Below are 26,592 nucleotides of genomic sequence, written 5' to 3'. Positions count from 1 at the left end.
GAACAGAAGTCGCAGTAACTAAAATTAAAGCAGGCTACAAAAAACTCGAATTCAAACACCTAACCATATTTATAAGTTGGTTTTTCTGAGATGTCAAGCCCTTTTACTCAGCCAACAAAATTTAAATTAAACGATTATCTTCATAGCACTTTGCCGGCACTGTGGTCATCAATCGGGAAAACACCAAATTTATCAGGCATCAGTATGTTTAAAGTCTTTACAAAGAATAGTGTAGAGTGCATTATTCATTCAATAAAAAAATAATTAAAAAAGCTCCCGGCTAATTTACACTTAACTTTAAATATGGCATCTGTAATTTCACAAACCAAATTAAGTGGCCTTGCTCGCACTTTGATTCAGGAAAAACTGCTTTCCGAGGATGAAGCAAAGGCAATTGAAGACCAAGCCCGCAGCACTAAAACCCCGTTTATTTCACAGGCGATTCAAAGCAAAAAACTCAGCCCGCTTATCATCGCTGAAACTGCCGCGAAAGCATTCGGGTTTCCGTATCTCAATCTGGATGCATTTAACCTGGATTATTTACCCCCGAAAAAAATTGACAACAAGTTAATGCAAAGCAATCGCGTGATGGCTTTGCATACACGCAACAACCTGCTTTTCGTCGCCGTTTCCGATCCGACAAACATACACGCCCTTGACAGCGTTCAATTCCAGATGGGAATGAACGTATCCCCGATCGTTGTTGAGGATGACAAACTTGGACGCATGATTGACAGGATTGTGGAATCCAGCGACAAAACCCTGAAATCGCTCGATGTCGATGATGGCGATTTTGGCTTCGGTGAAGACAACGCGCCGCTTGAAGAAGCTCCGGTTGAATCAGAAGTTGATGATGCACCGGTCGTAAAGTTCCTCAATAAAATGCTGCTGGATGCCATTAACATGGGGGCATCGGATTTACACTTTGAACCCTATGAGAAGTTCTACCGCGTGCGCTACCGCGTTGACGGCATACTGCGCGAAATAACCCAGCCCCCCCTTGCCATTAAAGAAAAACTGGCATCCCGCATTAAAGTCATTTCAAGCATGGACATCTCTGAGAAACGTATCCCCCAGGATGGCCGCATGAAGCTGGTTTTATCCAAGTCACGCACGATTGATTTCCGGGTGAGCACTTTGCCGCTCATTAACGGTGAGAAAATCGTCATGCGTATTCTCGATCCGAGCAGCGCCACCCTCGGCATTGAAGCGCTGGGCTATGAACCTATCCAGAAAGAGCGCCTGCTGCATGCTGTCAGCCGTCCATACGGCCTGGTGCTGGTAACGGGCCCGACCGGCTCCGGCAAGACGGTTTCGCTTTACACCTGCCTTAACATTCTGAATAACCCCGGCGTGAACATTTCCACGGCAGAAGACCCTTGCGAAATCCCGCTGGCGGGCATTAATCAGGTTAACGTGAACGATAAGCAGGGGCTGACCTTTGCCGCGGCGCTGAAATCTTTCCTGCGCCAGGATCCTGACATTATCATGATCGGTGAGATCCGCGATCTGGAAACTGCAGATATGGCTATCAAAGCTGCATCCACCGGCCATATGGTGCTTTCCACCCTGCACACCAATGACGCGCCATCTACGCTTACCCGCCTGCTCAACATGGGGGTTGCCCCGTTCAACATCGCCTCTGCCGTTTCACTGATTACGGCACAGCGCCTGGCAAGACGCCTGTGCAAACATTGCAAGATTCCATTATCCGTCCCCAAAGAAGCACTATTAAGTGTAGGATTCATTGAGGAAGACTTTAATGAAGAATGGCAGTTATATGGGCATAACCCGGATGGCTGCAGCATGTGTAACTCCGGCTACAAGGGGCGGGTCGGCATTTACCAGGTGATGCCCGTGACCGATGCCATCAGCCGCATCATCATGAAAAACGGCACGGCGCATGATATTGCAGACCAGGCGAAATCAGAGGGTGTAAACGATTTACGCCGTTCCGGCGTATTAAAAGTGATACAAGGATTAACCTCAATCGAGGAAGTTGAAGCTTGTACCAATGAATAGTTTTCCAACTTTCAATAAAAATAAATATAACTCAAAGCGCGAAATGACCCGCATAGGAAATCATCATGGCAGCCAATCCTAAAGCTACAAAAGAAATCACCTACGCCTGGGAAGGTAAGGACAAAAAAGGCAAAGTCACCAAAGGTGAAATGAAAGCTGCCAGCGAGACCCTGGTGAACTCCACCTTGCGGCGCCAGGGCATCACCGTCACAAAAATTAAAAAGCAAAGCAGTTTTGGCGGCAAAGGCAAAGTCAGCGAAAAAGACATCACGCTGTTTACACGCCAGCTGGCAACCATGATGAAATCCGGCGTCCCTTTGCTGCAGTCTTTTGATATTGTAGGCAAAGGCCACAGCAACCCGGCCGTGGCAAAACTCCTGCTCGACATCAAAGCTGATGTTGAAACCGGCAGCAGCCTGAGTACTGCCTTCCGCAAATATCCGCTCTATTTCGACCAGTTATTCTGCAACCTGATCGGTGCCGGCGAACAGGCAGGTATTCTGGATACATTACTGGACAGGCTAGCCACCTACAAAGAAAAAATCCTCGCGATTAAATCAAAAATCAAATCGGCGCTTTTTTACCCGATCTCAATCGTAGTCGTTGCATTTATCATTACAGCTGTGATCATGATCTTTGTAGTACCTGCATTTAAGGAACTATTCAGCAGCTTTGGTGCTGATCTGCCGGGCCCGACGCTGGTCGTGATGGCAATATCTGACGGTTTTGTGCAATGGTGGTGGGCAATCTTTGGCTCCATCGGATTCGGTATCTGGTTTTTCTTTTACACGTGGAAACGCTCCATTGCCATGCAGGCAACCATGGACAGGCTGATCCTCAAGATACCCGTATTTGGCGAACTCATCCGGAAAGCCACTATCGCAAGGTTTTCACGCACGCTGGCAACCATGTTCTCCGCTGGCGTTCCATTAGTAGAAGCGCTGGATTCTGTAGCCGGGGCTTCCGGCAACATGGTCTATCACGATGCGACAAAGAAGATACAAAGCGAGATCAGCACCGGTACCAGCCTCACGGTGGCCATGCAGAACAGCAGCGTTTTTCCGAACATGGTGCTGCAAATGACTGCCATCGGCGAAGAATCCGGTGCTCTGGACTCCATGCTAGGTAAAGTTGCCGACTTCTATGAAGCGGAAGTTGACGATGCCGTGGATGCGCTGTCGAGCCTGATGGAGCCTGTCATCATGGTGGTACTGGGTACGCTGATTGGCGGCCTGGTCGTTGCACTGTACCTGCCGATCTTCAAGCTGGGGGAAGTGGTCAGCGGCGGCGGCTAACAGAATCGCATCTCAAGCCAAATAAAAAACGACCTTTTACGGTCGTTTTTTTATTTGCAGCCAGTTTTACAGCACACTGGCTACAGCGCATCAGCCAGAACTTTATTTTCCGGCACTTTACTTTTTAGCGGCGGCGTTCAGCATACGCTCGATTTCCTTATAAGGCTGCGCGCCCAGCATGCGTTTACCGTCGGCAAAAAACAAAGTCGGCGTACTGTTAACCCCGGCTTTTCTTGCCAGTTGCCCCACTTTTTCCAATGGCACTTCACAATTACCTGCCGCACTTGGCAGCTGATCTTTCAAAATCCAGTTTTCCCAGGCTTTGGCACGGTTGCTTGCACACCAGATCAGCTTGGATTTATTAGCGGCATCGGGATGCAACTGTTCAATCGGATACAGGAATGTATAAACGGTTACGTCTGTAATATTGGAAAGCTCATTACGTTCCAGACGTTTGCAGTATGGGCAGTCAACATCTGAAAACACAACCAGCTTACGGCTGCCATCCCCTTTCACCACTTTGATCGCCTGATCCAGCGGCAAACTGTTAAAGTCAATTCTGGTCAACTCATCGAGACGCTCACCCGTGATGTCTTTCTTTGTCTTCGGGTCAACCAGGCGGCCTTCTGCAATTAAAAAGGTCAGCTTCTCATCGGTATAGATAATCTGGCCACCCATAAACACTTCATACAAACCTGCATAAGGCGTTTTCGTGACTTTATCCACTTTGAATTTTGGGTATGCACTCTCCACAGCCTTTTTCACACTAGCTTCATCAGCCATGGCAAAGGTTGTCAGTGCGCTAAGCAAAGCAATGCTGACTATTTTTTTTAACATTCAATTTCCTTTATATAATTACTGTTAAGCCTATCCATCCGAGCTGCAAATTGCGTAATTGCAGAGATTAAAGCGCTATTGCCTGTTTAACCAGTTCTTTCTTGATCGCCTGCCGGTTGGTCGCAGACAGACCCCAGTTCCTTACTGTTCTCACTACAGGGTTCTGGCTCTCAAACAAGTGATACAAACCATTGGTAAGCATCAGCATATTTGATAGATCTGCTTTCCTTGCGCGCGTATAGCGCTTCAGCAAGCTGTCGTCATAGATCGGCTGCAAGGAATGACGGCCAGACAACACCCCCACCAGGTCAACAATATCACGGAAACCCAGGTTAACGCCCTGTCCTGCCATCGGGTGTATACGATGCGCTGCATCGCCTGCCAGCACCACGTTTCCCTGAACCACAGCCACGGCTTTCTTCAGCGCCAGCGGAAAAGCGGCTGGCGCACCCATCATGGTCAGACGGCCTAATGCAGCGTTACCGGCACACATCACTTCACTGGTAAACGCCGCATCGTCCAACTGCATTAATGTATCAGCATACCGGGCTGGCGCCGACCATACGATAGATATTTTATTGCCCGGCAGCGGCAGCCACGCGAGAATACCGCAATGCCCGCCAGCATCGGCGTCGGCGCCATCTTGCCGGAACCACTGCCGGGCAATATTGCCGTGTGGTTTTTCCGTAATGAAATTCGCAACGATCGCAGTCTGCCGATAATCCTTCTGTTCGACAGCGATTCCAAGCTGCTGCCGCACCCAGGAATGCACGCCATCGGCTGCGACCAGCAATGCACTTTCGATGACCTGCCCGTTGTCCAATTGCAGCCGGGCCTGGCCTGGTGCCATATTTAAAGCTGCACATGGATTGCCGAACAAAGTACGGACACCACGCACTTCCACCTGCCGCATCAGCGCTTTTTTCAAAGCCCGCTCTTCTATAATGAAGCCCAGATCATCCGCATTCACATCTTCGGCAAGCAATGATAATGGCTGCGCGCCGGCATCACCCCATATTTCCATCGCATGCATCTCTCCGATGCGGGTACTATCCAGCAACGACCAGACACCCAGATCGTTTAACCACTGCGCATTCTTCGGGCTGATCGCATAAATACGCTGATCCCAGTCTGCGTCACCTTCCGGCAGGGTATTGTCAGCGCCATGCAGCTGCCGGTCGACCAGCACGACCTCATAGCCGGCATTGCGCATGGCCACCGCAGCCGACAAGCCAACCAGGCCGGCGCCGACGATGGTGATATCAGTTTTCAGCATGCCTTCACTCATTTACCAAAACTCATTTTTCTGACCAGAAAGCGCTTGACCGGCTTAGCCAGGTCAAACATACCGATGCCGGCGCTTCTTAATGCCGACACCCCTAAAATATCATTGGAAAAAATATTCACCAGGAAATCCGTAAATAGCAGGCCATGCCTGGTATCGGTTTTACGGCTAGCGCGGTATGCAGCCAGCATCTCACTGCCACCCAAGGCTCCCGGCGTATTGCCAATATGCCAGGCCAGCATTTCGGCATCGCGCAAGCCAACATTAAAGCCTTGCCCCGCCACCGGGTGCATGGTCTGCGCCGCATTGCCGACAACCACCAGATGCGGCGTGTCGCTTGACTGCAATTGAGACAGCTTCAGCGGGAAGGTCATGCGCTTTTCCACGCTTAAAAAGCGACCGACCCTGTCACCGAATTCAGCATGGAACTGCGCCAGGAACTCGGCATCGCTTAATTCCAGCAAGGGTGCAATACGTGATTTTTCTCCAGTCCACACCAGTGAGAAATCGCGTTCGCCGTTAGGCAGCAAAGCCATTGGCCCGTTGGGCGTGAACCGTTCATAGGCGATATTATCATGAGGCAGCTCAGCACTGACTTTGGTAATGAGTGCATCATGACCATATTCTTTGGTATCGCGCTTGAGGCCGGCGACCTCTTCCAGGCTACGTCCGCCATCCGCCAATACAAGCAGCGCGCTTTGCAACTCGTGCAATGCATCATGCCGCCGGTAGCGAACAGCGGCGCAGGCGGCGTCACGCGTGATCGATTCGGCCTGGGCCTCATCGATCAAATGAATCAGCGGAGAACCTGATACCTGCGCACTCAACACCTTGCACAAGGCGCCGTAAGACAGCACATAGCCCAAGGCTTCCTGCCGGTAATCCTCAGCCTGCAGCAGGCTGCGCCCGATACTGCCTTTCTGTGACACGTGTATCTTGTTGATTGCAGTGGCATGGGGCACCAATGCCTGCCACACATCCAGCTTTTCGAGAATGCGCCGCGTACCGTAAGACAGCGCCAGCGCCCGCGCATCCTGATTTGCCGCACCCAGCCTGCGTGCCTCGAGTACAGTACTGCCGATACCCTGTTTTGCCAGCAGCAGCGAAAGCACCATGCCGACCGGCCCACCACCTATAATGACGATGTCTCTATTTCCGCACATTATTGCGCCATCACACTTTCAATATCCGCCACAGTCTTGGGCGCATCCATCGTAATGACCTCACAGCCGTTAGCCGTCACCACCACATCATCCTCAATGCGGATGCCAATGTTCCAGAAATGCTCCGGTACGTTTTCTGCCGGACGGATGTAGCAGCCTGGTTCCACGGTCAGCACCATATCGGTTTCCAGCATGCGCCAATCACCGTGCTTATCCTTGTACTCACCTGCGTCATGCACATCCAGCCCCAGCCAGTGTCCGGTACGGTGCATATAGAACTGGCGATAGGCACCGCTCTCCAGCACGGCATCTTTACTGCCCCGGCACCAGCCAAAATCAATAAACCCCTGCACCAGCACATCCAGCGCCGCTTCGTGCGGCACATTCCAATGGCTTTGCGGGCTCACTTTTGCAATCGCCGCGGCCTGTGCCGCCAGCACCAGTTCATAGACATCTTTCTGCACGGCGCTGAACTTGCCGTTGACAGGAAAAGTTCGCGTAATATCAGAAGCATAGCCATCCAGCTCGCAGCCGGCATCGATCAGCAGCAGGTCACCATCATTCAACCTGGCATTGTTGGCGTTGTAATGCAGCGTGCAGGCATTGGCGCCACCCGCAACGATACTGGTATAAGCCGGCGCCTGCGCACCAAAACGATAAAACTCATGCAGGAATTCCGCCTCGATCTCATATTCAATCTTCCCAGCATGCACTTTCTGCATGGCACGCCTGTGCGCACTGGCGGCAATGCCGGCAGAGCGTCGCATCAGCGCCTGTTCGGCCGGAGACTTGAACAGGCGCATCTCATCCAGCAGTTTGCGTACATCCGCAACATCATCGGGAGCACTCACCCCGGTACGCACCTGCGCTTTCACCTGATTCAGCCAGCCGGTCACTTTTGCATCCCATGCGGCATCCGCCCCCAGGCTGTAAAACAAGGTTTGCTGACTCGCCAGCAGCTTGGGCAGCATGTCATCCATCTGCGCAATGGAATACGCCTCATCAAAACCAAACTCGGTAACAGCAGCGGCAGGGCCAAAACGGAAGCCATCCCAGATCTCGCGTTCGATATCCTTATCACGGCAGAATAGAATACTTCTGGCGGGCCGGCCTTTATTCGCGTCCTCCGCGAGCAGCACCAGCACAGCCTCAGGCTCTTTAAAGCCGGTGAGGTAGTAAAAGTAGCTGTCAAAACGGTAGGCGTAATGGCTATCACGGTTACGGACCGCTTCCGGTGCGGTCGGGATGACGGCAATACCTGCCTGCATGCGCTGCATCAAAGCCTGACGGCGTTTTTTAAATTCAGTGATATCCGATAAATTCATAATATGATTTCTGACGTACTCATTGATTAACTGCCGTACTTACTGATCAAACGGCTGATTCTCCACTTAACAACCAGCTATCAAGGGCCTGCAATCGTTCAGGGGTACCAATATCGTGCCATTGTCCCCGGTGATGCACTCCACTCACGCGCCTATCCACCATCGCAGCCTTGAGCAGGGGTGCCAGCCTGGCAGCCTCACCCCGCACGATACCTGCAAACAGGCTGGGCTGATAGATACCTACGCCGGAAAATGTCAATTTCACTGCGCCTTCCGCGCTTAATTTCCCATTGTGCAGGCTGAAATCACCAGTTGCGTGCTGGGGCGGGTTATCCACCATCACCAGATGCGCCAGGTCAGGCGGAGCCAGCCTTAAAGCGCCAAAATCAATATCGGTGAATACATCGCCGTTCACGACCAGAAATGGCGCATCGCCTAACAAAGGCAATGCATTGGCAATACCGCCGGCAGTTTCCAGCGCTGTTTTTTCGGGCGAATAGTGAATGCGCAAACCCCATTGACTGCCGTTGCCGAGCTTAGTTTCAATCTGCTCGCCCAAGTGGGCATGATTAACCACCACATCCTTAAAACCAGCCGCAGCCAGGCGCTCCAGATGCCATGTAATCAGGGGTTTGCCACCCACCATGAGCAAAGGTTTCGGCGTATGGTCCGTCAGCGGGCGCATGCGCTCACCGCGGCCAGCCGCCAGAATCATGGCTTTCATCAGAAGGTGTACCCTACCTGCGCCTGTTTGTTTTCAAGCGTATCCAGCAAGCGCAGCAGCGGTTTTAATTCGATATAACGTTCACACACCCTGCGCAGGTAGTGCATCACCAGCGGCATGTCTTTCAAATAGCCCTGCTTGCCATCGCGATGGTAAAGCCGTGCGAATATACCCAGCACCTTGATATGGCGCTGTGCGCCCATATATTCAAAATCCCGGTAGAACTCGCTGAAATCTTCCGGTACCGGCAGGTTCTGTTTCTTTGCGGCCTGCCAGTAACGCACCAGCCAATCAATGATCATTTCTTCATCCCAGCTGATATAGGCATCCCTGAGCAGCGATACCAGGTCATAGGTAATCGCACCAAAAACCGCATCCTGAAAATCAAGCACGCCCGGATTATCTTCACACACCATAAGGTTGCGTGAGTGGTAATCGCGATGCACATACACCTGGCCCTGCGACAGGATATTGCGGTTAAGCAAGGCAAAAGTCTTTTGCAGCACCTCCTGCTGTCTGTCATCCAGCGTTACATTCAGGTGCTTTGCAATATACCAGTCCGGCAGCAGCTGCATTTCACGCGTCAGCAGGGCTTCGTCATAATCCGGCAGCACGCCGGGCTTGCTAGCCACCTGCAGCCTGATCAGGGCGCTATTGGCATCGTGGTACAAAGCCGGGGCCGTTGCATCATTAAGCTGACTCAGGTATGTCACATCTCCCAGGTCGCTCAGCAGTAAAAAACCCTGTGCCAGGTCCTGTGCGATCACTTCAGGCACATGCATGCCGGCATCGGCGAACAGCCTGGCGATACGGACAAATGGCTCACAGTTTTCATGCGGAGGCGGTGCATCCATGGCGATCAAGGTTTTATCTGCCAGGTGTACCCTGAAGTAACGTCTGAAACTTGCATCGGCAGAGGCTGTGGTCAGCTTGAATTCCGAATGCTGCAATACATTTTTCAACCACGCATCAAGCGCTGAGTGCCGGTCGTCGGTATGGAGGTTATTCACAACAAAATCCCAAATCTTATATATTTTTTCACTGTATCAATGATGATGCGCAGCCAGACAGCTATTAAATATGCCAGCCTTGCCGCCAAGTTTTCATTGCCAAAAAGTGCAATTTATGAGATTTTATCACTGATAAAATAAAACAGTTTGCCTATATACTCGTGCCTTTAACCTCACTGCTACATTCCGTGCTTATTTCAATGGTAATTTCATGCTGAAGAACCGTCTCATAGCCAGCCTTGCCGCTATTATGATGGCACACAGCAGTATTTCCCATGCAGCAGTGAATGAGTCGCAGATCCAGGTCGTGACCTCAAAAATGCTGCTGCAGCTGCGTCCCGATATGACGAAATCCCAGGTGCAGGCCATCCTGGGCATACCGCTGATTCACGAAAACCTGAATGGCAATCGCTGGGATTATATTTACCAAAGACGCGAAGGCAACGAGGTAAAAGAGCAGCGGCTTGTCATTCTGGTTTTTGAAGGTGAGCAATTAAAATCCGTGCGCGGGACAATTATCCCGATAGACAGCAATACGCCGACGGCCAGTCAATCAGCCGTAGCCAATACAGCAGAACCACCTTCTGGCCAGCCTATCCCTAAACCAGCGCAAAAAGAAGACAGCAAAGCATTGGCAAACAAACAGGTGTCGCCGGAAAAAACCGGCGGCGCACTGGCCGCAGCCAACCTGGACCGCGCAGTGAAACGCGATGACAAGCCGGCCGACGACGCAAACGTGGCAGCAGACGGCAGCATCGTCATTGATGGGGAAAAGCTGGAACTGCAGCTAGACCGTAAAATGCGCGCTTTAGGCAATGCCTCCATCCATCAGAATAAGCAGGATATTTTTGCAGACCGCCTTGAGTATGACATGCTCAACGATGAACTGCACGCTGTCGGCAATGTACGCATACAATCCGACAATACCAAGATCGTGGGCCCGGAATTGCGTATGCAGCTATCCGAAAACATAGGCGAAATGCACAACGCCTCGATCAGCATGACCCCCCCCGCGAAACCCGTAGCGCAAAAACGCAACACGGTCAGCTCCGAGACCTTTGCCCGGAGGCTGGGAGACCTGCAGAGCCAGCAGATAGGCAGCGACGATACCTATACTTCAGCCACCGGCCTGCCTGTAAGCGATTACAGCACCAACGCATCCAACAACCCGATCAGCCTGAATACGACAATACGTTCAAGCAAAGCGCGGGGCGATGCCGAATCCGTCCTGTTCGAAGGCGAAGATAAAAAGCGGCTGCTGGGCGCCCGCTACACGACTTGCGACGCCGGGGTGGATGACTGGTATATCAAGGCCAGCGAAATTTCGCTGAACGATTACACCGAATCCGGCAGCGCGAAAAACGCGCGCATCGAGTTCAAAGGCGTGCCTTTACTCTACACGCCATGGATCAGCTTTTCATTCAACGACCAGCGCAAGAGCGGCTTTCTATCCCCGACAATCGGCAGCACCAGCCGCAGCGGTTTTGAGGCGCTGGTGCCTTATTACTGGAATATCGCCCCTAACATGGATGCGACACTTGCAGCGCGCGCATTAAGCAAACGCGGCGTGCAGCTGCAAGGCGAGTTCCGGTACATGGAAGATAATTATGCCGGCATCAGCAATCTGGAGTACCTGCCTACCGACAGCCTCAGCAATGAAACCCGCTACTATGCAAACCTGAAACACCAGCACAAGTTCGGAAATGGATGGTCTGCAGGCTACAGCCTGGAGAAAGTATCGGACGACCAATACTTTTCGGAAATGTCCACGCGCATTGTCACCACCAGCCGGGTCAACCTGCCGCAACAATTCAATGTAGATTACGTGGATGACACCTGGCGGTTCAACGCAATCGCGCAAAAATTCCAGACCCTCAAGCAAGACGCCTATCCATACGAGCGCCTGCCGCAGATGACCCTGGTCGGGAACAAGTACTATGACAACGTCAATGCCAACCTGTACTCGCAATTATCGGTATTCGACATTAACAAAAACGCGCCACTCAACAGCATTACAGGCCAGCCGCGCGTCACCGGCGTACGCTCGACCATATACCCCAGCATCAGCATCCCGATGAGCCGCACCTATGGCTACGTAACACCCAAGCTTGGTATCCATTACACCAGCTACAGCCTGAATGACGACCCGAACAACCAGTCCAGCTACCAGCGCACCCTGCCGATATTCAGCCTGGATAGCGGCCTGTATTTCGACCGCGATTTCAAGATCGCAAGCCGCGGCTACTCGCAGACATTGGAACCACGATTATTCTATGTCTACATTCCGGAACGCGACCAATCGAACATCCCGATTTTCGACTCCAGCCTGGCCGACCTGAACTTCAGTTCCCTGTTCAGCGAAAACCAGTTCGTCGGTAATGACCGCATCAACAATGCGAACCAGTTGAGTTTTGCATTGACCTCGCGCTTCATCGAAAGCAGCACCGGCACGCAGCGCCTGTCAGCCTCTATCGGCCAGCGTTATTATTTTGCAGACCAGAAAGTCACGCTGCCCGGGGTCGAGGCACGCAAGAACAACAGCTCGGACATCATCGCCGGCATTAGCGCCCAGCTTAGAACCAGCTGGATAGTCGACGCATTCTGGCAATACAATACCGACAACTCGAATTCAGTGCGTTCCACCATTTCAGGCCGATACAACCCGGAACCGGGCAAAGTGCTGAACCTGAGCTACAGCTACCGGCAGGATTCCATAGACCAAAGCGACATTTCTGCACAGTGGCCGTTAGGCAAGGGCTGGTATGGCATCGGCCGCGCCAACTATTCATTCAGGGAAAGCAGGATCATCGAAACTATCGGCGGCCTGGAGTATGATGCCGGATGCTGGCAGGCGCGCAGCGTCATACAGCGCGTCAGTACCGCGACCGCGGAAGCCAACTATGCCTTATTTTTCCAGCTTGAGCTAGGCGGGCTTGCGTCCATCGGCGCCAACCCGCTCAAAGTCATCCAGCGCAATATCCCAGGCTATGTCAGCGCCGGGCTGATACCTGACACCTATCAACAACCATATTACGAGTAACCATGTTGCGTATATTCATTCAAATTCTATTATTCAGCATCCTGAGCATCAGCCATTTCTCCGCATCTGCGGCTGAAATCGTGAAAATGGACCGCATCGTCGCCATCGTCGATCAGTCCGTGATTACAGAACAGGAACTGGAAAACCGCATCCGCATACTGACTGCACAGCTGACAAAGCAGGGAGCGGAACTGCCTCCGGAAAATATCCTGCGCAAACAGGTGCTGGAACGTTTGATTTCCGATGCGCTGCAATTGCAATATGCCGCACAGACCGGCCTTAAGGTCGATGATAACCAGCTTGATAAAACCATAGAGCGGATCGTGGAACAGAACAAAATGGGCATGAAGGAATTTGCCGATGCATTAAATGCCGATGGCATCAGCATGACTAAATTCAGGTCTGACATCCGTAATGAAATCACCATCGCGCGCCTGCGCGAACGCGAAGTCGAGAGCCGCGTGAACGTAAGCGAATCCGAAATCGATAACTTCCTGACAACCCAGGCTTCCAGCAATGAAAACCGCGATGAATTCGAAATCTCGCATATCCTGATCCGCACGCCGGAAGAAGGCTCCACCGAAGATATACAGAAAGCCAAAGCCAAAATTGAAGAAGCGATCAAAGCGCTGCAGGATGGCGCCAGCTTTGCCAAGGTTTCGGCAAGCTATTCTGACGCGCCCAATGCGCTTGAAGGCGGCAGCCTGGGATGGAAAGCTGCCGCGCAGCTGCCGACGCTGTTCCTGGATGCCTTGAAGAATATGCAGGCCGGTGACATCTCGCCAGCCCTGCGCAGCCCGAACGGTTTCCATATTTTGAAACTGATCAGCAAGCGTGGCGGCAACTCTCCGCTGGTAATTGAGCAGACGCACGCACGCCATATCCTGATCAAGCTTTCTGAAATCGTGTCCGAAAGAGATGGCAAGCAGAAAATGGATAGCATCAAAGACCGCCTGGATAATGGCGAAAAATTCGAAGTCCTCGCACGCCAGTTCTCTGAAGACGGTTCCGCATCCAATGGCGGCGACCTTGGCTGGGTGAACCCTGGGGATACCGTTCCGCAGTTTGAGAAAGCCATGAATGAACTCAAAGACAACCAGATCAGCGAACCGGTACGCAGCCCGTTCGGCTGGCATATCATCCAGGTGCTCGAACGCCGCAAACAGGACATGAGCAAAGAAGCTGCGCGCCTCAAGGCACGACAGGAAATTCGCGCGCGCAAGGCAGATGAAGCCTATCAGGACTGGATACGTGAATTACGTGACCGCGCTTATGTAGAATACCGGCTTGAAGACAAGTTCTAAGCCATTGGCTGCATCCGGTTATTAATTACACCTATTTAATTACACCCAGTTACTTAATTACGCGTGACCTCATAAACAACATGCTACCCCGTATTGTCATCACCGCAGGCGAACCCGCAGGCATAGGTCCCGACCTGTGCGTGATGCTCGCGCACAAAGCTTTAGATGCACAGATCGTCATCATCGCAGATCGCGAGATGCTGCTGGCGCGTGCTGAACAAATCGGCACGGCAATCAATATCATCCCGTTTACCGCAAACGAACACCAGGCGCACGCAGGCAACGGCGCGCTGACCGTGCTGCACCGAGCCCTGAATGACACGGCGATTGCCGGCACCCTCGACGCCAGAAACAGTGGCTATGTATTGGATACGCTGAAAATTGCAGCGCTGGGCTGCATGCCTGACCATCGCCAGGCAAACCTTTTTGACGCCATGGTCACCGCACCTGTCCATAAAGGGGTCATCAATGATGCCGGCATCCCTTTCAGCGGCCATACCGAATACCTGGCGGAGCTCACCGACACCGCCCAGGTCGTCATGATGCTGGTTGGCGGCGGCATGCGCGTAGCGCTGGCTACCACGCACCTGCCGTTAAAGGATGTGCCGCAAGCCATTACCCGCAGCGGCCTGGAAACCACCACCCGCATCCTGCACCATGACCTGGTGACAAAATTCGGTATCGCAAACCCGCGCATACTGGTGGCAGGCCTTAATCCGCATGCCGGCGAAGATGGTTACCTGGGACGCGAAGAAATCGAAATCATCAACCCGGTGTTGGAAAAGCTGCGCGCAGAAGGCATGAACCTTGTGGGCGCGCTGCCTGCCGACACCCTGTTTGCGAAACATCATTTAAGCAAGGCTGATGCGGTGCTTGCGATGTACCACGACCAGGGCCTGCCGGTGCTCAAACACGCCAGCTTTGGCGAAGGCGTCAATGTTACACTGGGCTTGCCCATCATCCGCACCTCGGTTGACCATGGCACGGCACTGGATTTAGCCGGCAGCGGCAACATCGAAATCGGCAGCATGCTTGCCGCGATTGATCTGGCGATTCAGCTTTCAAAAAATCAAATTTGCCACAGATGAACACAGATACACACTGATAAAAACCATGCCTACCACCTTAAGCTCACAAGCATTACATTCTAGAAGTAACATTCATTATTTATCAAACTCAATCCGTGTTCATCTGTGTTCATCTGTGACTACTCAGGTGTTTTCATGAAACACATCGCAAAAAAACGCTTCGGCCAAAACTTCCTTACTGACCAGGGTGTGATCGATAGCCTGGTAGATGCCATTTCACCCAAGGCAGATGACCTGATGGTGGAAATCGGCCCGGGCCTGGGTGCACTCACCAAGCCCCTGCTGCAAAAACTGAACATGCTGCATGTGGTGGAAGTTGACCGCGACATCATTGCCTGGATGCAGAAAGAATACGCAAAAAACAGTATCACCATACACAACTCCGACGCGCTGAAATTTGACTTTGGCTCACTGGGTGAAAATCTAAGAGTGGTGGGTAATCTTCCCTACAATATCTCAACGCCTATCCTGTTCCACCTGCTGGATAACGTCAAACACATCACCGACATGCACTTCATGCTGCAGAAAGAAGTGGTCGAGCGCATGGTGGCAGAACCTTCCACAGCCGCTTACGGCAGGCTCAGCGTGATGCTGCAATATCGCCTGCAGATGGAGTATTTGTTTACAGTGCCGCCAGAGGCGTTTGACCCGGCGCCAAAAGTCGAATCTGCTTTCGTGCGCTGCGTACCTCATGCCGTGCTGCCTTATGTTGCCAACGATGAAGCACTGTTTGCCAAAGTCGTGACCGCCGCTTTTGGCCAGCGCCGCAAAACCCTGCGCAACACGCTCAAAGGCTTGCTGGATGATGAAGGGTTTACCGCGCTGAATATAGACTCGCAGCAGCGCGCAGAAAATCTGCATGTGGCGGATTTTGTAATGATTGCTAACCACATGAATGAAAAAACAATTTAACCGCCGATAAAAACAAGTAAAAACTGGTGCTATTTCAAGACGAAAATTTTGCAATCTGCCGTGGCAGATATATTTAAAAATATTTTTATAAAGGAATATCGGCGTTTATCGGCGTGCATCGGCGGTTTATAAGATTTTCAGTATAATTGCAGAAAATTTAACCATTAACCTTTAGGAAAACTTCAATGCGTATCATTCTTCTAGGCGCACCGGGTGCCGGCAAAGGCACCCAGGCCACTTTTATCAAAGAAAAATTCAACATTCCGCAGATCTCCACCGGCGATATGCTGCGTGCCGCTGTAAAAGCCGGCACACCACTGGGGCTGGAAGCAAAATCATTCATGGACAGCGGCGGCCTGGTGCCGGATGCCGTGATCATCGGCCTGGTGAGTGAGCGCATCAAAGACGCTGACTGCGCCAACGGCTTCCTGTTTGATGGCTTTCCGCGCACGATTCCACAGGCTGAGGCCATGAAAGAAGCCGGCGTAGGCATTGATTACGTTGTTGAAATCGACGTGCCGGATGAAGCGATTGTAGAACGTATGAGCGGCCGCCGCTCACACCCTGCCAGTGGCCGTACCTACCACGTTAAATTCAACCCGCCAAAAACAGCCGGTAAAGATGACGTGACCGGTGAAGACCTGGTGCAGCGTGAAGACGACAAGGAAGAAACCGTTAAAAAACGCCTGGAGGTTTACCACAGCCAGACCAAACCGCTGGTGCAATACTACACAGACTGGGCCAACAGCGGCAAGCAAGGCGCACCTAAACATGTGTTTGTGAATGGTCTGGGCGACATGAACGTGATTCGCGACAGCATCTTCACCGCATTGAAATAATCTCTACAAGGGGGCTACAAAATCCCCCTCAATCCCCCTTTTACAAAGGGGGAAGCATTACCTCACCCAGCACACAGTTGTTCAAAAATCATTCACTTCCAACACTCACCCCTAACCACTTCTGCCGCGCCTCCATTTTAAATTAATCTTGAGGGTATTCGGTAGTCAGCTGTTTGAGCGTTAGCGAGTTTCTGACTGCCGCTCAAGATTGATTTAAAATGGAGGACTAAAGCGGGAGGTGGTAGCCTTTTCTTTGGTTTCTTTCTTTTGGCTAAGCAAAAGAAAGAAACTCGACTGTCGGGCGAGACCGACGTACTTAACATACCTAGTAACATTTCATTCCACCAATCAAGCTACTTTAATAATGCTCCTTACCTAGATTCCCGCCTCCGCGGGAATGATATTACGAGAAATCGCATTATTCACCCGCCAAAGGTATAATCACACAATCATAAAACCATCTAATTAAGCCACACTCATGCAACAGCAATACCCATTCAAAGAAATCGAACAATCCGCTCAGCAATATTGGGAAGATAAACAAACTTTCGCCGCATCAGAGCAATCCGACAAGCCTAAATACTACTGCTTATCCATGTTCCCCTATCCTAGTGGCCGCCTGCACATGGGTCACGTGCGCAACTACACGATTGGCGATGTACTGAGCCGCTTTCACAAGATGAAAGGCTTTAACGTCATGCAGCCTATGGGCTGGGATGCGTTCGGCCTGCCGGCTGAAAATGCTGCGATTAAAAACAACACCGCCCCTGCCGCCTGGACTTACAGCAACATCGAACACATGAAGACCCAGCTCAAGCAGTTAGGCCTGGGCGTGGACTGGCAGCGCGAAATCGCGACCTGCAAGCCGGAATACTACAAATGGGAACAATGGCTGTTTACCGAACTGTTCAAAAAAGGCCTCATCTACAAAAAAACCTCAACCGTGAACTGGGACCCGGTTGACGGCACGGTGCTGGCTAACGAACAGGTGATTGACGGCCGCGGCTGGCGCAGTGGTGCGCTGGTTGAAAAACGCGACATTCCACAGTACTTCATGAAAATTACCGCTTATGCTGAAGAACTGCTTAATGACCTGGATAAGCTTGATGGCTGGCCTGAACAGGTTAAAACCATGCAGCGCAACTGGATCGGCAAAAGCTACGGCTGCGAGGTTGAGTTCCCTATCGTCGGCCAAGATGGCAACCTCAAGGTTTACACCACACGGCCAGATACCTTGATGGGTGCAACTTATGTGGCCGTGGCAGCAGAACATGCACTGGCAACGCTTGCCGCAGAGAACAACCCGGAATTGGCCGAGTTTATTGCCGAATGCAAACGCGGCAGCGTAGCTGAAGCCGACGTTGCCACCGCCGAGAAAAAAGGCATGCCTACCGGCCTGTTCGTGACACACCCGCTCAATGGCCAACAATTGCCGGTATGGGTTGCCAACTATGTGCTGGCCAGTTACGGCGAAGGCGCCGTGATGGCGGTTCCGGCACATGACGAACGCGACTTTGAATTTGCCGGAAAATACAGCCTGCCGATCAAAGCAGTCATCAAACATGCAGACATTGATGCCCTGCCAATGACGGAGCATGGCGTGCTGTTTGATTCAGGCGAATTTAACGGCCTGGATTTTGACGCTGCCAGCGCTGCGATTGCAGCAGCTTTGTCAGCCAAAAACCTGGGCAAGCGCCGCACCCAATACCGCCTGCGCGATTGGGGTGTTTCACGCCAGCGCTACTGGGGCTGCCCGATTCCTATTATCCACTGTCCGAGCTGCGGCGAAGTGCCGGTACCAGCTGAACAGTTGCCAGTGGTGTTGCCAGAAGATGTAGTGATGGACGGCGTAGGCTCACCTATCAAAAAAGATCCTGGCTTCTATGAAACCAGCTGTCCGACTTGCGGCGGCAAAGCGACGCGCGAAACCGATACGCTGGACACGTTCTTTGAATCTTCATGGTACTTCGCACGTTATGCCAGCTTTGACAGTACAACCGCCATGGCTGACGAGCGCGCCAATTACTGGCTGCCGGTTGACCAGTACATTGGCGGCATTGAACATGCGATCCTGCATCTGCTTTATGCACGTTTCTTTAACAAGCTGATGCGTGATGCCGGCTTGCTGCAAAACGATGAGCCATTCACCAACCTGCTGACGCAGGGCATGGTGCTGAAAGATGGCACCAAGATGAGTAAATCCAAAGGCAACACGGTAGACCCGCAGGAGCTGATTGATACTTACGGTGCGGATACAGCGCGCCTGTTCATGATGTTTGCGGCACCGCCCGAGCAGAGCCTGGAATGGGCAGACAGCGGTGTTGAAGGAGCGCACCGCTTCCTGAAGCGTTTGTGGAAAGCGGTATACGATCACATTGAATCAGGCACCATCACAGCTTACAGCACAGGTGAACTGAATGCTGACCTTAAGAACCTGCGCCGCCAGTTGCATGTAACCATTGAAAAAGTGGCCGACGATTACGGCCGTCGCCACAGTTTCAACACGGCGATTTCATCCGTGATGGAATTGATGAACGCACTGGCAAAAATCGAAGGCACCGATGAAATCACCCGCCAGGTCCGGCAGGAAGTGCTGCAGAACGTGGCGCTATTACTGTCGCCTATCGTGCCGCACGTGTGCCAGGCGCTATGGAGCGAGCTATGCCCGAACTCACATATTCTGGATGCCGCATGGCCTGCTGCTGACCAGGCAGCCATGGTGCAGGATAGCATCGAATACGTGATCCAGGTCAATGGCAAACTGCGCGGCAGCATCAGTGTTGCTAAATCAGAATCCAAGGAAAACATTGAAAAGCTGGCTCTGGCGCAACCTTGCGTACAAAAATACATTGAAGAAAACATGTCTGTGCGTAAAATCGTTGTGGTTCCAAACAAACTCATTAACGTTGTAGTAGGATAAACCATGCAAAACACCCTCCCCCTGAGCAGCTTGCGCAGAATCACTGTAACCGGTGCAGTCATGTTACTGGCGCTTGCGCTGGCCGCCTGCGGTTTTCAGCTGAGGGGAGCCGCCGACCTTTCGTTCAAGAACCTGTATATCCAGGGTGGCAAGCTGAGTATTTCCAGGGATCTCGCACGCTCTTTCAAAACCAATGGCGTTCAGGTCGTTGATAAAGCGGACGATGCGGAACTGCTGCTTGAACTGCTGAGCGAAAGCAACCAGAAACGCATCCAGTCCTTGAGTGGCGGCGGTCTGGTGCGTGAGTTTGAGCTGATCTATCTGCTGAACTTCAGGGTGCGCTACGCCAGCAGCCCGACGTGGGGGCCGGTACAGACGATACGCGGACGCCGCGACTTTTCTTATAGCGATGATGCTTTGCTCGGCAAAGCCGAAGAAGAAGCCAGGCTGAACTCGGATATGCGCAATGATGCCGTACGCGAACTGCTGCGCCGCCTGACCGCGTTCAAACCGCCTGCCGACCAGAAATAACGCCTATGCGCTTAGCCCAGGCTCAACTGGAATCGCACCTCAAGCAAGGCCTGCGCGCGCTGTATGTTCTGGTAGGTGACGAACCGCTGGCACAGCGCGAATGCCTGGATGCAATCCGTGCTGCTGCGCGCGCCCAAGGCTTTGACGAACGCACAAGCTTAACCGCTGAACGCAATTTCAACTGGCAGCAACTCCAGCACTACGGCCAATCCATCTCCCTGTTTGCCAGCCGCCGCCTGCTGGAACTCGTCATTCCGTCAGGAAAACCCGGCATAGATGGCGGCAAAGCACTGCAGGCGCTGGCTATGCAAGCCATACCGGACACAACGCTTGTCATCATACTGCCCGCCCTGGAACGGGATGCCAAAAACAGCGCGTGGTTCAATGCGCTGGAAACACATGCTCAGACCATCACGCTCAATGAAGTTGATGCAGCCAGCCTTCCGAAGTGGATTGCCAACAGGCTCGCACAGCAGGGACAGCACACTGGTTCACAGACGCTGGAATTCCTGGCGCATCAGGTAGAAGGCAACCTGCTTGCCGCCAACCAGGAAGTGCAAAAGCTGGGGCTGCTCTACCCGCAAGGCGAACTCTCGGATGAAACGGTACGCGAAGCCGTGCTGAATGTCTCACGCTATGATGCGTTCCAGCTTGGCGAAGCCGTGTTGCAAGGCGATGCAGAGCGCACCGTACGCATCTTGCAGGGGCTGCAGGATGAAGGCGAGAATGCGGTAGCCGTCATGAACCCGCTGATGTGGGTACTGCGGCCGCTGGTACGCATCAAGCAGGCCGAAATGCGCGGCGAGAATATCAGCAATGCCATGGCCAGTGCCCGCATCTACGGCGACAGGCAGGCGCTGGTAAAACGTGCACTCTCACGCTTAAGCTTGCGCCAGCTTGAAGCTGCGCTGCAAAAGCTGGCGGATATTGACCGTACCGCCAAAGGCGTAATGCCGGGTGATGCCTGGCTGGAAATATCGAGGTTATGTTTTGGATTGGCGAAAGTAAAAGGACGCTGATTCACAAAACCATATCTGCCACAGATGAACACAGATTCACACAGATAAAAAAACTAATTTAATGAGTATAGTTATTAATGATGTAATTTCTGTAGCCAAATCTGATGCAAATAATTGAGAAGTAATCTGTGTTTATCTGTGTTCATCTGTGGCTAAAATAATCCCTTTACGAAATTCATGCCATTTGCAAAAAGCGTATAATCATCTAATTAGTTTTTTATAGCGACAGTAAATCCTGTGAACATTCAACAATACATGCAAAACATCGGTATTGAAGCACGCAAAGCCTCGCGTCAGATGGCCAGTGCCGATACCAACCAGAAAAACATCGCGCTCAATGCCATTGCCAGGGCAATATTGCGTGAAAAAGCGGCCTTGCTTGCAGCCAACAAGCTCGATCTCGATGCTGCGCGCGCAAACGGCCTTGAAGCCGCGATGCTAGACCGCCTGACCATCACTGAAAAATCCATCACCAGCATGGCAGAAGGCCTCACGCAGATTGCCAGCCTGGCCGACCCTATCGGTGAAATGAGCCATTTCAAATACCGCCCAAGCGGTATCCAGATCGGGCAGATGCGCGTACCGCTCGGCGTGATCGGTATTATTTATGAGGCACGCCCTAACGTGACTGTTGATGCCGCAGGCTTATGCATCAAGTCAGGCAATGCCGCGATTCTGCGCGGCGGCTCTGAAGCCATCCACTGCAATCAGGCATTGGCAAAACTCGTGCACGAAGGCCTTGAAGCGGCAGGCCTGCCAACCACTGCGGTACAGGTGGTGGAAACAACGGACCGCGCCGCAGTAGGCGAACTGATCACCATGAAGCAATACGTGGATGTGATCGTGCCGCGCGGCGGCAAGGGCCTGATTGAGCGCATTTCCAACGATGCGCGCATTCCGGTGATCAAGCACCTGGATGGCAACTGCCATGTTTATGTGGATGACGATGCGGATTTTGACAAAGCGCTGCGTATACTGGAAAACAGCAAAACACAGCGTTTAGGCACCTGCAACACGGCAGAATCATTGCTGGTTGCACGTTCTGTTGCCACAGCCATGCTGCCTAAGCTGGCAGACATGCTGATCAGTCACGGCATCGAGATCCGCGGTTGCGCCGAAACCTGCAAACTGGTGAAGCAGGCCATTCCTGCAACTGAAGAAGATTATTACACCGAATACCTGGACGCGATCATTTCATGCAAGGTCGTGAGCGGCCTGGATGAAGCGATCGAGCATATCAACGAACATTCATCGCAGCACACTGAAGCGATTGTGACCGAAAACTACACCAAAGCCAAAAAATTCCTGCGCGAAGTCGATTCCAGCAGCGTTATGGTCAATGCCTCCACCCGCTTTGCCGATGGCTTTGAATATGGTTTTGGCGCAGAAATCGGCATCTCGACCGACAAACTGCACGCACGCGGCCCGGTAGGCCTTGAAGGCCTGACCTCGCTGAAATATGTAGTGCTGGGCGACGGTCAGGTTCGCGCATAAACGAAAGTACGGCACGTTGAACGCTGCACCAGACCCTAGCGCCAGAACAAGCGGAACGCCGGTTATCGGCATTCTCGGCGGCACGTTCAACCCTGTCCACTTCGGGCACCTGCGCATGGCGCAGGAGCTTGCTGACGCACTAAACCTGGACACGGTGCGCTTCATACCGGCAGCCAACCCGCCGCACAAGGATGCTCCCGCGATCAGCGCTGACCAGCGTGCTGCCATGGTAAAACTCGCAATTGCCGGCAACGGCACGTTCGTTTTTGATGGCCGCGAGCTGCACCGGGCTGGCGCTTCCTACACTGTAGACACCCTGCTCAGCCTGCGTGAAGAATTAGGCCAGCAAGCCAGCATCACGCTCTTCATGGGCAGTGATGCCTTCACAAAATTTGACACCTGGCACCGCTGGCAGGAAATCATCCAGCATTGCCATATTGCGCTGGTACAACGGCCGCAAGTGCGCGGCCATGAACACCAGCTGTCAAAACCGCTGGAAATATTCCTGCACAACCACTACACCGAAAACAGCGATGACCTGCATCAGCAGCCATCAGGGCTGGTCACCATGCGCCAGATCACGGCACTGGATATTTCATCGACGGCCATTCGCCATGCACTCAAGCATGGCGATTCGGTGCGCTACCTGATGCCGGACAGTGTGTTTGATTACATCCGCCAACATCAGCTTTACCAATGACCCACCGATGATCCGGACTTTATCTACGCTACTTTTAAAAGAAATGACGAGTTAGCCATCATGAAACGCAAGCTGCCACACTATATATCGACTTTATCGCTACTGGCCCTGACACTCACGGTCAGCAACTGCGGCGTCAATCCGGTTACCAAGAAACATGAGTTCCAGCTGGTGTCAGAATCGCAGGAAATCGCGCTCGGCACCCAGAACTATTCCCCTACCCGTCAATCGCAGGGTGGCGACTATGTGCTGGACCCTGAACTGACGGCCTATGTGCAAAGTGTAGGCGATAAACTGGCTGCCGTTTCTGACCGTAAACTGCCTTATGAATACAAGATCATTAACGACTCCGTGCCCAATGCATGGGCCATGCCGGGCGGCAAAATCGCCTTTAATCGCGGCCTGCTGTACGAACTGAACAGCGAAGCCGAGCTGGCAGCGGTCATGGGTCATGAAATGGTGCATGCTGCAGCCCGCCATGGCGCAAAAGGCATGGAACGCGGCATGCTCATGCAAGGCGCTATGATTGCCGTCGGCATCGGTGCGCAGAATACCGACTTCGCAAACCTGATCGTAGGCGGCGCACAGGTCGGCGGCCAGCTCATCAGCAGCAAGTACGGCCGTGATGCCGAAAGCGAGTCTGACCTTTACGGCATGCAGTATATGAAAAAGGCCGGTTACAACCCTGCCGCCGCAGTCACCTTGCAGGAAACCTTCGTGCGATTGAGCGAAGGCAGAAAGAGCAATTTCATCGAGGGCCTGTTCGCTAGCCACCCGCCTTCACCTGACCGGGTAGCCGCCAACAAAGCCACGCTGGCACAGATAGGTGCCGGCGGCGAACTGGGCAAGGACATCTATGCGCAGAAAACTGCAAAGCTCAGGGCCACGCAAGGCGCCTACAAAGCCTATGACGAAGCGGTGAAAGCACTCAATGAAAAAAATATCGACAAAGCCAGGACACTGGCCAACCAGGCGATTGCCATTGAACCGCGCGAAGCGCGCTTTCAGGAACTGCTGGGCGACATTGCCCTGACCCAGAAAAAACCGCAGGAAGCCCTGGCGTTTTACGACAAAGCCATCAAGATGCAGCCCGACTATTTCAAACCGCACATTCAAAGCGGCATTGCACTGTTCAACATGGGCAAGAAAGCCGAAGCCGAACCATTCCTGAAGCGTGCCAATGAACTGCTGCCGACAGCACCCGGGCATGCCATGCTGGGGCAGCTCGCCGAAGAGCGTGGTGACATCAATGGCGCATTGCAGCATTACCAGGTGGCCGCCGGTTCCAATTCCGACATAGGCAAAGACGCCATCGCACGCGCCGTTAAAATAGACCTGCCGCGTAATCCGGCTAAATATATACAATCCGCAGCGCAAGCTGACAATGCCGGTAATTTATTTGCAGTGGTGCAGAACGGCACGCCGGTAGCAATTAACCGTGTAGTCGTGAGAATGGTCAAATATGATGCCAACACCGGCCGGGCAGTAGGGCAAAGCGGACTGTTGACCATCAACGGCGTAGCGGCAGGCAAGCGTAACCAGGTGGCGGTTGGCGCACGGGTGAACAATGCCAAAGAAGTCGGACTGTATAAAGTCGTGGTGGAATCGGCTGAGTTGGCGCAGTAAGCTTAACTTTTCTAAGTTAGTTGCCGGTCTCGCCCGGCTGGCGAGCTACTTTTTCTTGCGTAGCCATACCCGTTCAGGGCATGTCCGCCAAGTACCCGCTCCTTCGTCGCGACCTTGGCGCCAAAAGTATCCAAAAAGAAGGCTACCACCTGCCGCTTCATCCTCAATTTTGAACCAATCTTGAGCGGCAGCCGGAAACGCGCTTACACTTCACATGTGCATAATGTGCTTTAGCACATATATTCCACGGGGAAGCCAAGTGCTGGCTCAAACAGCCGCCTGCCGAAAACTCTCAAGACTCATTCAAAATTGAGGCGCGTCAGCAGTGGATTCCATCTGTATCATGTGAGTTTGGTTATTAAAAAACCTATATATTTAGCAACAAATTACATAAAAATTATTTAACGCAGAAATGGTTGCGCTAACCTTGACCCATTCTACCGCGCTGAGTAGCGCAGGCTTAATGGGAGATTTCGGCAATCGGCTGTTTGAGCCCAAATGTATTGATTGGGCGAGTTTTCACAACAGAACAATTGTTTTAGCAATTCGTGATGTTGGGGAAGACCATTGCGGTCTCCGATTGCCGCCCATTAAGGTGAGCAACGCAAGAAAGAGCGGTAGAGGGTAGCCTTTTCTTTGGTTTCTTTCTTTTGGCTAAGCAAAAGAAAGAAACTCGACTGTCGGGCGAGACCGACGAGGTTAAACTGAAAAATCCCCCTCAATCCCCCTTTGTAAAAGGGGGAGGCTCGTGAGTAATAAAGACTCTCTGGAAAGATGCTTATATAAAAAGTTAAAAATTAAAATCCTTAGCATCGCCCTGCCAACTCACCACACTCAAACACGGTGCATCAATCCTCTGCTGCAAACTAGCTAAATTTTCTTCAAACATCGGCATCTCCGGGTCTATATGATTAGCCACCCACCCTGCCAGTTTCAATCCTCGCGCCTTGATCGCTTCAACCGTCAGCAGTGCGTGGTTGATGCAGCCTAAACGCATGCCCACTACCAACACAAGCGGCAAATTGAGTTTAACCGCCAAATCTGCGATGGTTTCCGAATCATTCAGCGGAACAAAAAAACCACCCGCACCTTCCACCACCACCACATCCGCGATTGCTGCCAACTGCCGGTAAGCGCTGCTGATGACATCAATATCGATCTGCACCCCGGCTTGCTGCGCTGCAATATGCGGTGCAATCGCAGGAGAAAAGCGGTATGGATTCATCAGGTCAAGGGCTGGTTTTACATTGCCAGCTTCATACAAAGCCAGCGCATCTTCGTTCACCAGCTGCCCCTGCCAGATGCCGTGCCGGCTGATTTCGCAGCCGGAAGCAATCGGCTTCATGCCTGCCGTCTTATTGCCGGCATGCACAAAATGCCGGATCAAAGCCTGGGAAATATAGGTTTTGCCTACATTGGTGTCGGTGCCGGTGACAAAATAGGCTTGCTGCATTTTAG

Annotated in this window: 20 protein-coding genes; 13 read left to right on the top strand and 7 right to left on the bottom strand. The window is 52.4% G+C overall.

Annotated features, from left to right (window positions below; genetic code table 11):
* The first annotated feature begins 303 nt into the window (after window positions 1-303).
* Window positions 304-2,022, top strand: coding sequence for a type IV-A pilus assembly ATPase PilB (gene pilB / locus GQ51_RS11845; RefSeq protein ID WP_047553316.1), 1,719 nt, complete (start codon window positions 304-306; stop codon window positions 2,020-2,022).
* A gap of 65 nt (window positions 2,023-2,087) precedes the next feature.
* Window positions 2,088-3,317, top strand: coding sequence for a type II secretion system F family protein (locus tag GQ51_RS11840; protein WP_047553314.1), 1,230 nt, complete (start codon window positions 2,088-2,090; stop codon window positions 3,315-3,317).
* Between the two features lie 117 nt (window positions 3,318-3,434).
* Here the strand turns inward: GQ51_RS11840 and GQ51_RS11835 are convergent, their stop codons facing one another.
* The 6 genes from GQ51_RS11835 to GQ51_RS11810 form a co-directional block, all read right to left on the bottom strand.
* Window positions 3,435-4,154: a DsbC family protein gene (locus GQ51_RS11835; protein WP_047553312.1), complete on the bottom strand. Its 720-nt coding sequence runs from the start codon at window positions 4,152-4,154 to the stop codon at window positions 3,435-3,437.
* Between the two features lie 67 nt (window positions 4,155-4,221).
* Window positions 4,222-5,430, bottom strand: coding sequence for an FAD-dependent monooxygenase (locus GQ51_RS11830; protein ID WP_235276221.1), 1,209 nt, complete (start codon window positions 5,428-5,430; stop codon window positions 4,222-4,224).
* Between the two features lie 8 nt (window positions 5,431-5,438).
* Window positions 5,439-6,602, bottom strand: coding sequence for an FAD-dependent monooxygenase (locus tag GQ51_RS11825; protein WP_047553305.1), 1,164 nt, complete (start codon window positions 6,600-6,602; stop codon window positions 5,439-5,441).
* Window positions 6,602-7,927 carry an aminopeptidase P N-terminal domain-containing protein gene (locus tag GQ51_RS11820; RefSeq protein ID WP_047553301.1) on the bottom strand — a complete coding sequence of 442 codons (1,326 nt, stop codon included), beginning with the start codon at window positions 7,925-7,927 and terminating at the stop codon, window positions 6,602-6,604. The genes GQ51_RS11825 and GQ51_RS11820 overlap by 1 nt, the downstream gene beginning before the upstream one ends.
* Before the next feature lie 46 nt (window positions 7,928-7,973).
* Complete coding sequence (gene murU / locus GQ51_RS11815; RefSeq protein ID WP_047553298.1) at window positions 7,974-8,651, bottom strand: N-acetylmuramate alpha-1-phosphate uridylyltransferase MurU; 678 nt, start codon at window positions 8,649-8,651, stop codon at window positions 7,974-7,976.
* Entirely contained in the window at window positions 8,651-9,661 is a 1,011-nt protein-coding gene (locus GQ51_RS11810; RefSeq protein WP_047553296.1) for an aminoglycoside phosphotransferase family protein, read from the bottom strand. Before GQ51_RS11810 ends, murU begins: the two co-directional genes overlap by 1 nt.
* A gap of 211 nt (window positions 9,662-9,872) precedes the next feature.
* Here GQ51_RS11810 and lptD point away from each other — a divergent pair, with 211 nt between their 5' ends.
* From lptD to GQ51_RS11755, 11 genes are all read left to right on the top strand, one after another.
* Window positions 9,873-12,701, top strand: coding sequence for an LPS assembly protein LptD (gene lptD, locus GQ51_RS11805; RefSeq protein ID WP_081987152.1), 2,829 nt, complete (start codon window positions 9,873-9,875; stop codon window positions 12,699-12,701).
* Between the two features lie 2 nt (window positions 12,702-12,703).
* Complete coding sequence (locus GQ51_RS11800) at window positions 12,704-14,005, top strand: peptidylprolyl isomerase (RefSeq protein WP_047553294.1); 1,302 nt, start codon at window positions 12,704-12,706, stop codon at window positions 14,003-14,005.
* Between the two features lie 80 nt (window positions 14,006-14,085).
* Window positions 14,086-15,093 carry a 4-hydroxythreonine-4-phosphate dehydrogenase PdxA gene (pdxA, locus tag GQ51_RS11795; RefSeq protein ID WP_047553292.1) on the top strand — a complete coding sequence of 336 codons (1,008 nt, stop codon included), beginning with the start codon at window positions 14,086-14,088 and terminating at the stop codon, window positions 15,091-15,093.
* Between the two features lie 135 nt (window positions 15,094-15,228).
* A complete protein-coding gene (gene rsmA, locus GQ51_RS11790; RefSeq protein WP_047553289.1) occupies window positions 15,229-16,005 on the top strand; it encodes a 16S rRNA (adenine(1518)-N(6)/adenine(1519)-N(6))-dimethyltransferase RsmA in 777 nt (258 codons plus the stop codon).
* A gap of 185 nt (window positions 16,006-16,190) precedes the next feature.
* Window positions 16,191-16,844: an adenylate kinase gene (adk, locus tag GQ51_RS11785; RefSeq protein WP_047553285.1), complete on the top strand. Its 654-nt coding sequence runs from the start codon at window positions 16,191-16,193 to the stop codon at window positions 16,842-16,844.
* Window positions 16,845-17,322: 478 nt separating this feature from the next.
* A complete protein-coding gene (gene leuS / locus GQ51_RS11780) occupies window positions 17,323-19,764 on the top strand; it encodes a leucine--tRNA ligase (protein ID WP_047553283.1) in 2,442 nt (813 codons plus the stop codon).
* A 3-nt stretch (window positions 19,765-19,767) separates the two neighbouring features.
* Entirely contained in the window at window positions 19,768-20,295 is a 528-nt protein-coding gene (locus GQ51_RS11775; RefSeq protein WP_052177829.1) for an LPS-assembly lipoprotein LptE, read from the top strand.
* Between the two features lie 5 nt (window positions 20,296-20,300).
* Window positions 20,301-21,314, top strand: coding sequence for a DNA polymerase III subunit delta (holA, locus tag GQ51_RS11770; RefSeq protein WP_047553280.1), 1,014 nt, complete (start codon window positions 20,301-20,303; stop codon window positions 21,312-21,314).
* Between the two features lie 219 nt (window positions 21,315-21,533).
* On the top strand, window positions 21,534-22,808 hold the full coding sequence (locus GQ51_RS11765; RefSeq protein WP_268746846.1) for a glutamate-5-semialdehyde dehydrogenase: 1,275 nt from the start codon (window positions 21,534-21,536) through the stop codon (window positions 22,806-22,808).
* A 16-nt stretch (window positions 22,809-22,824) separates the two neighbouring features.
* Window positions 22,825-23,508 carry a nicotinate-nucleotide adenylyltransferase gene (nadD, locus tag GQ51_RS11760; protein WP_081987151.1) on the top strand — a complete coding sequence of 228 codons (684 nt, stop codon included), beginning with the start codon at window positions 22,825-22,827 and terminating at the stop codon, window positions 23,506-23,508.
* 60 nt (window positions 23,509-23,568) lie between these two features.
* Window positions 23,569-25,134, top strand: coding sequence for a M48 family metalloprotease (locus tag GQ51_RS11755; protein ID WP_047553274.1), 1,566 nt, complete (start codon window positions 23,569-23,571; stop codon window positions 25,132-25,134).
* 790 nt (window positions 25,135-25,924) lie between these two features.
* Here GQ51_RS11755 and bioD read toward each other — a convergent pair.
* Window positions 25,925-26,587 (bottom strand): dethiobiotin synthase, encoded by a 663-nt coding sequence (gene bioD / locus GQ51_RS11750; RefSeq protein ID WP_047553271.1) that lies wholly within the window; start codon window positions 26,585-26,587, stop codon window positions 25,925-25,927.
* Window positions 26,588-26,592 lie beyond the last annotated feature (5 nt).

This window comes from Methylotenera sp. G11, from assembly GCF_000799735.1.
Taxonomy (GTDB): Bacteria; Pseudomonadota; Gammaproteobacteria; order Burkholderiales; family Methylophilaceae; genus Methylotenera.
This window is presented reverse-complemented; position numbering and strand designations above follow the sequence as displayed.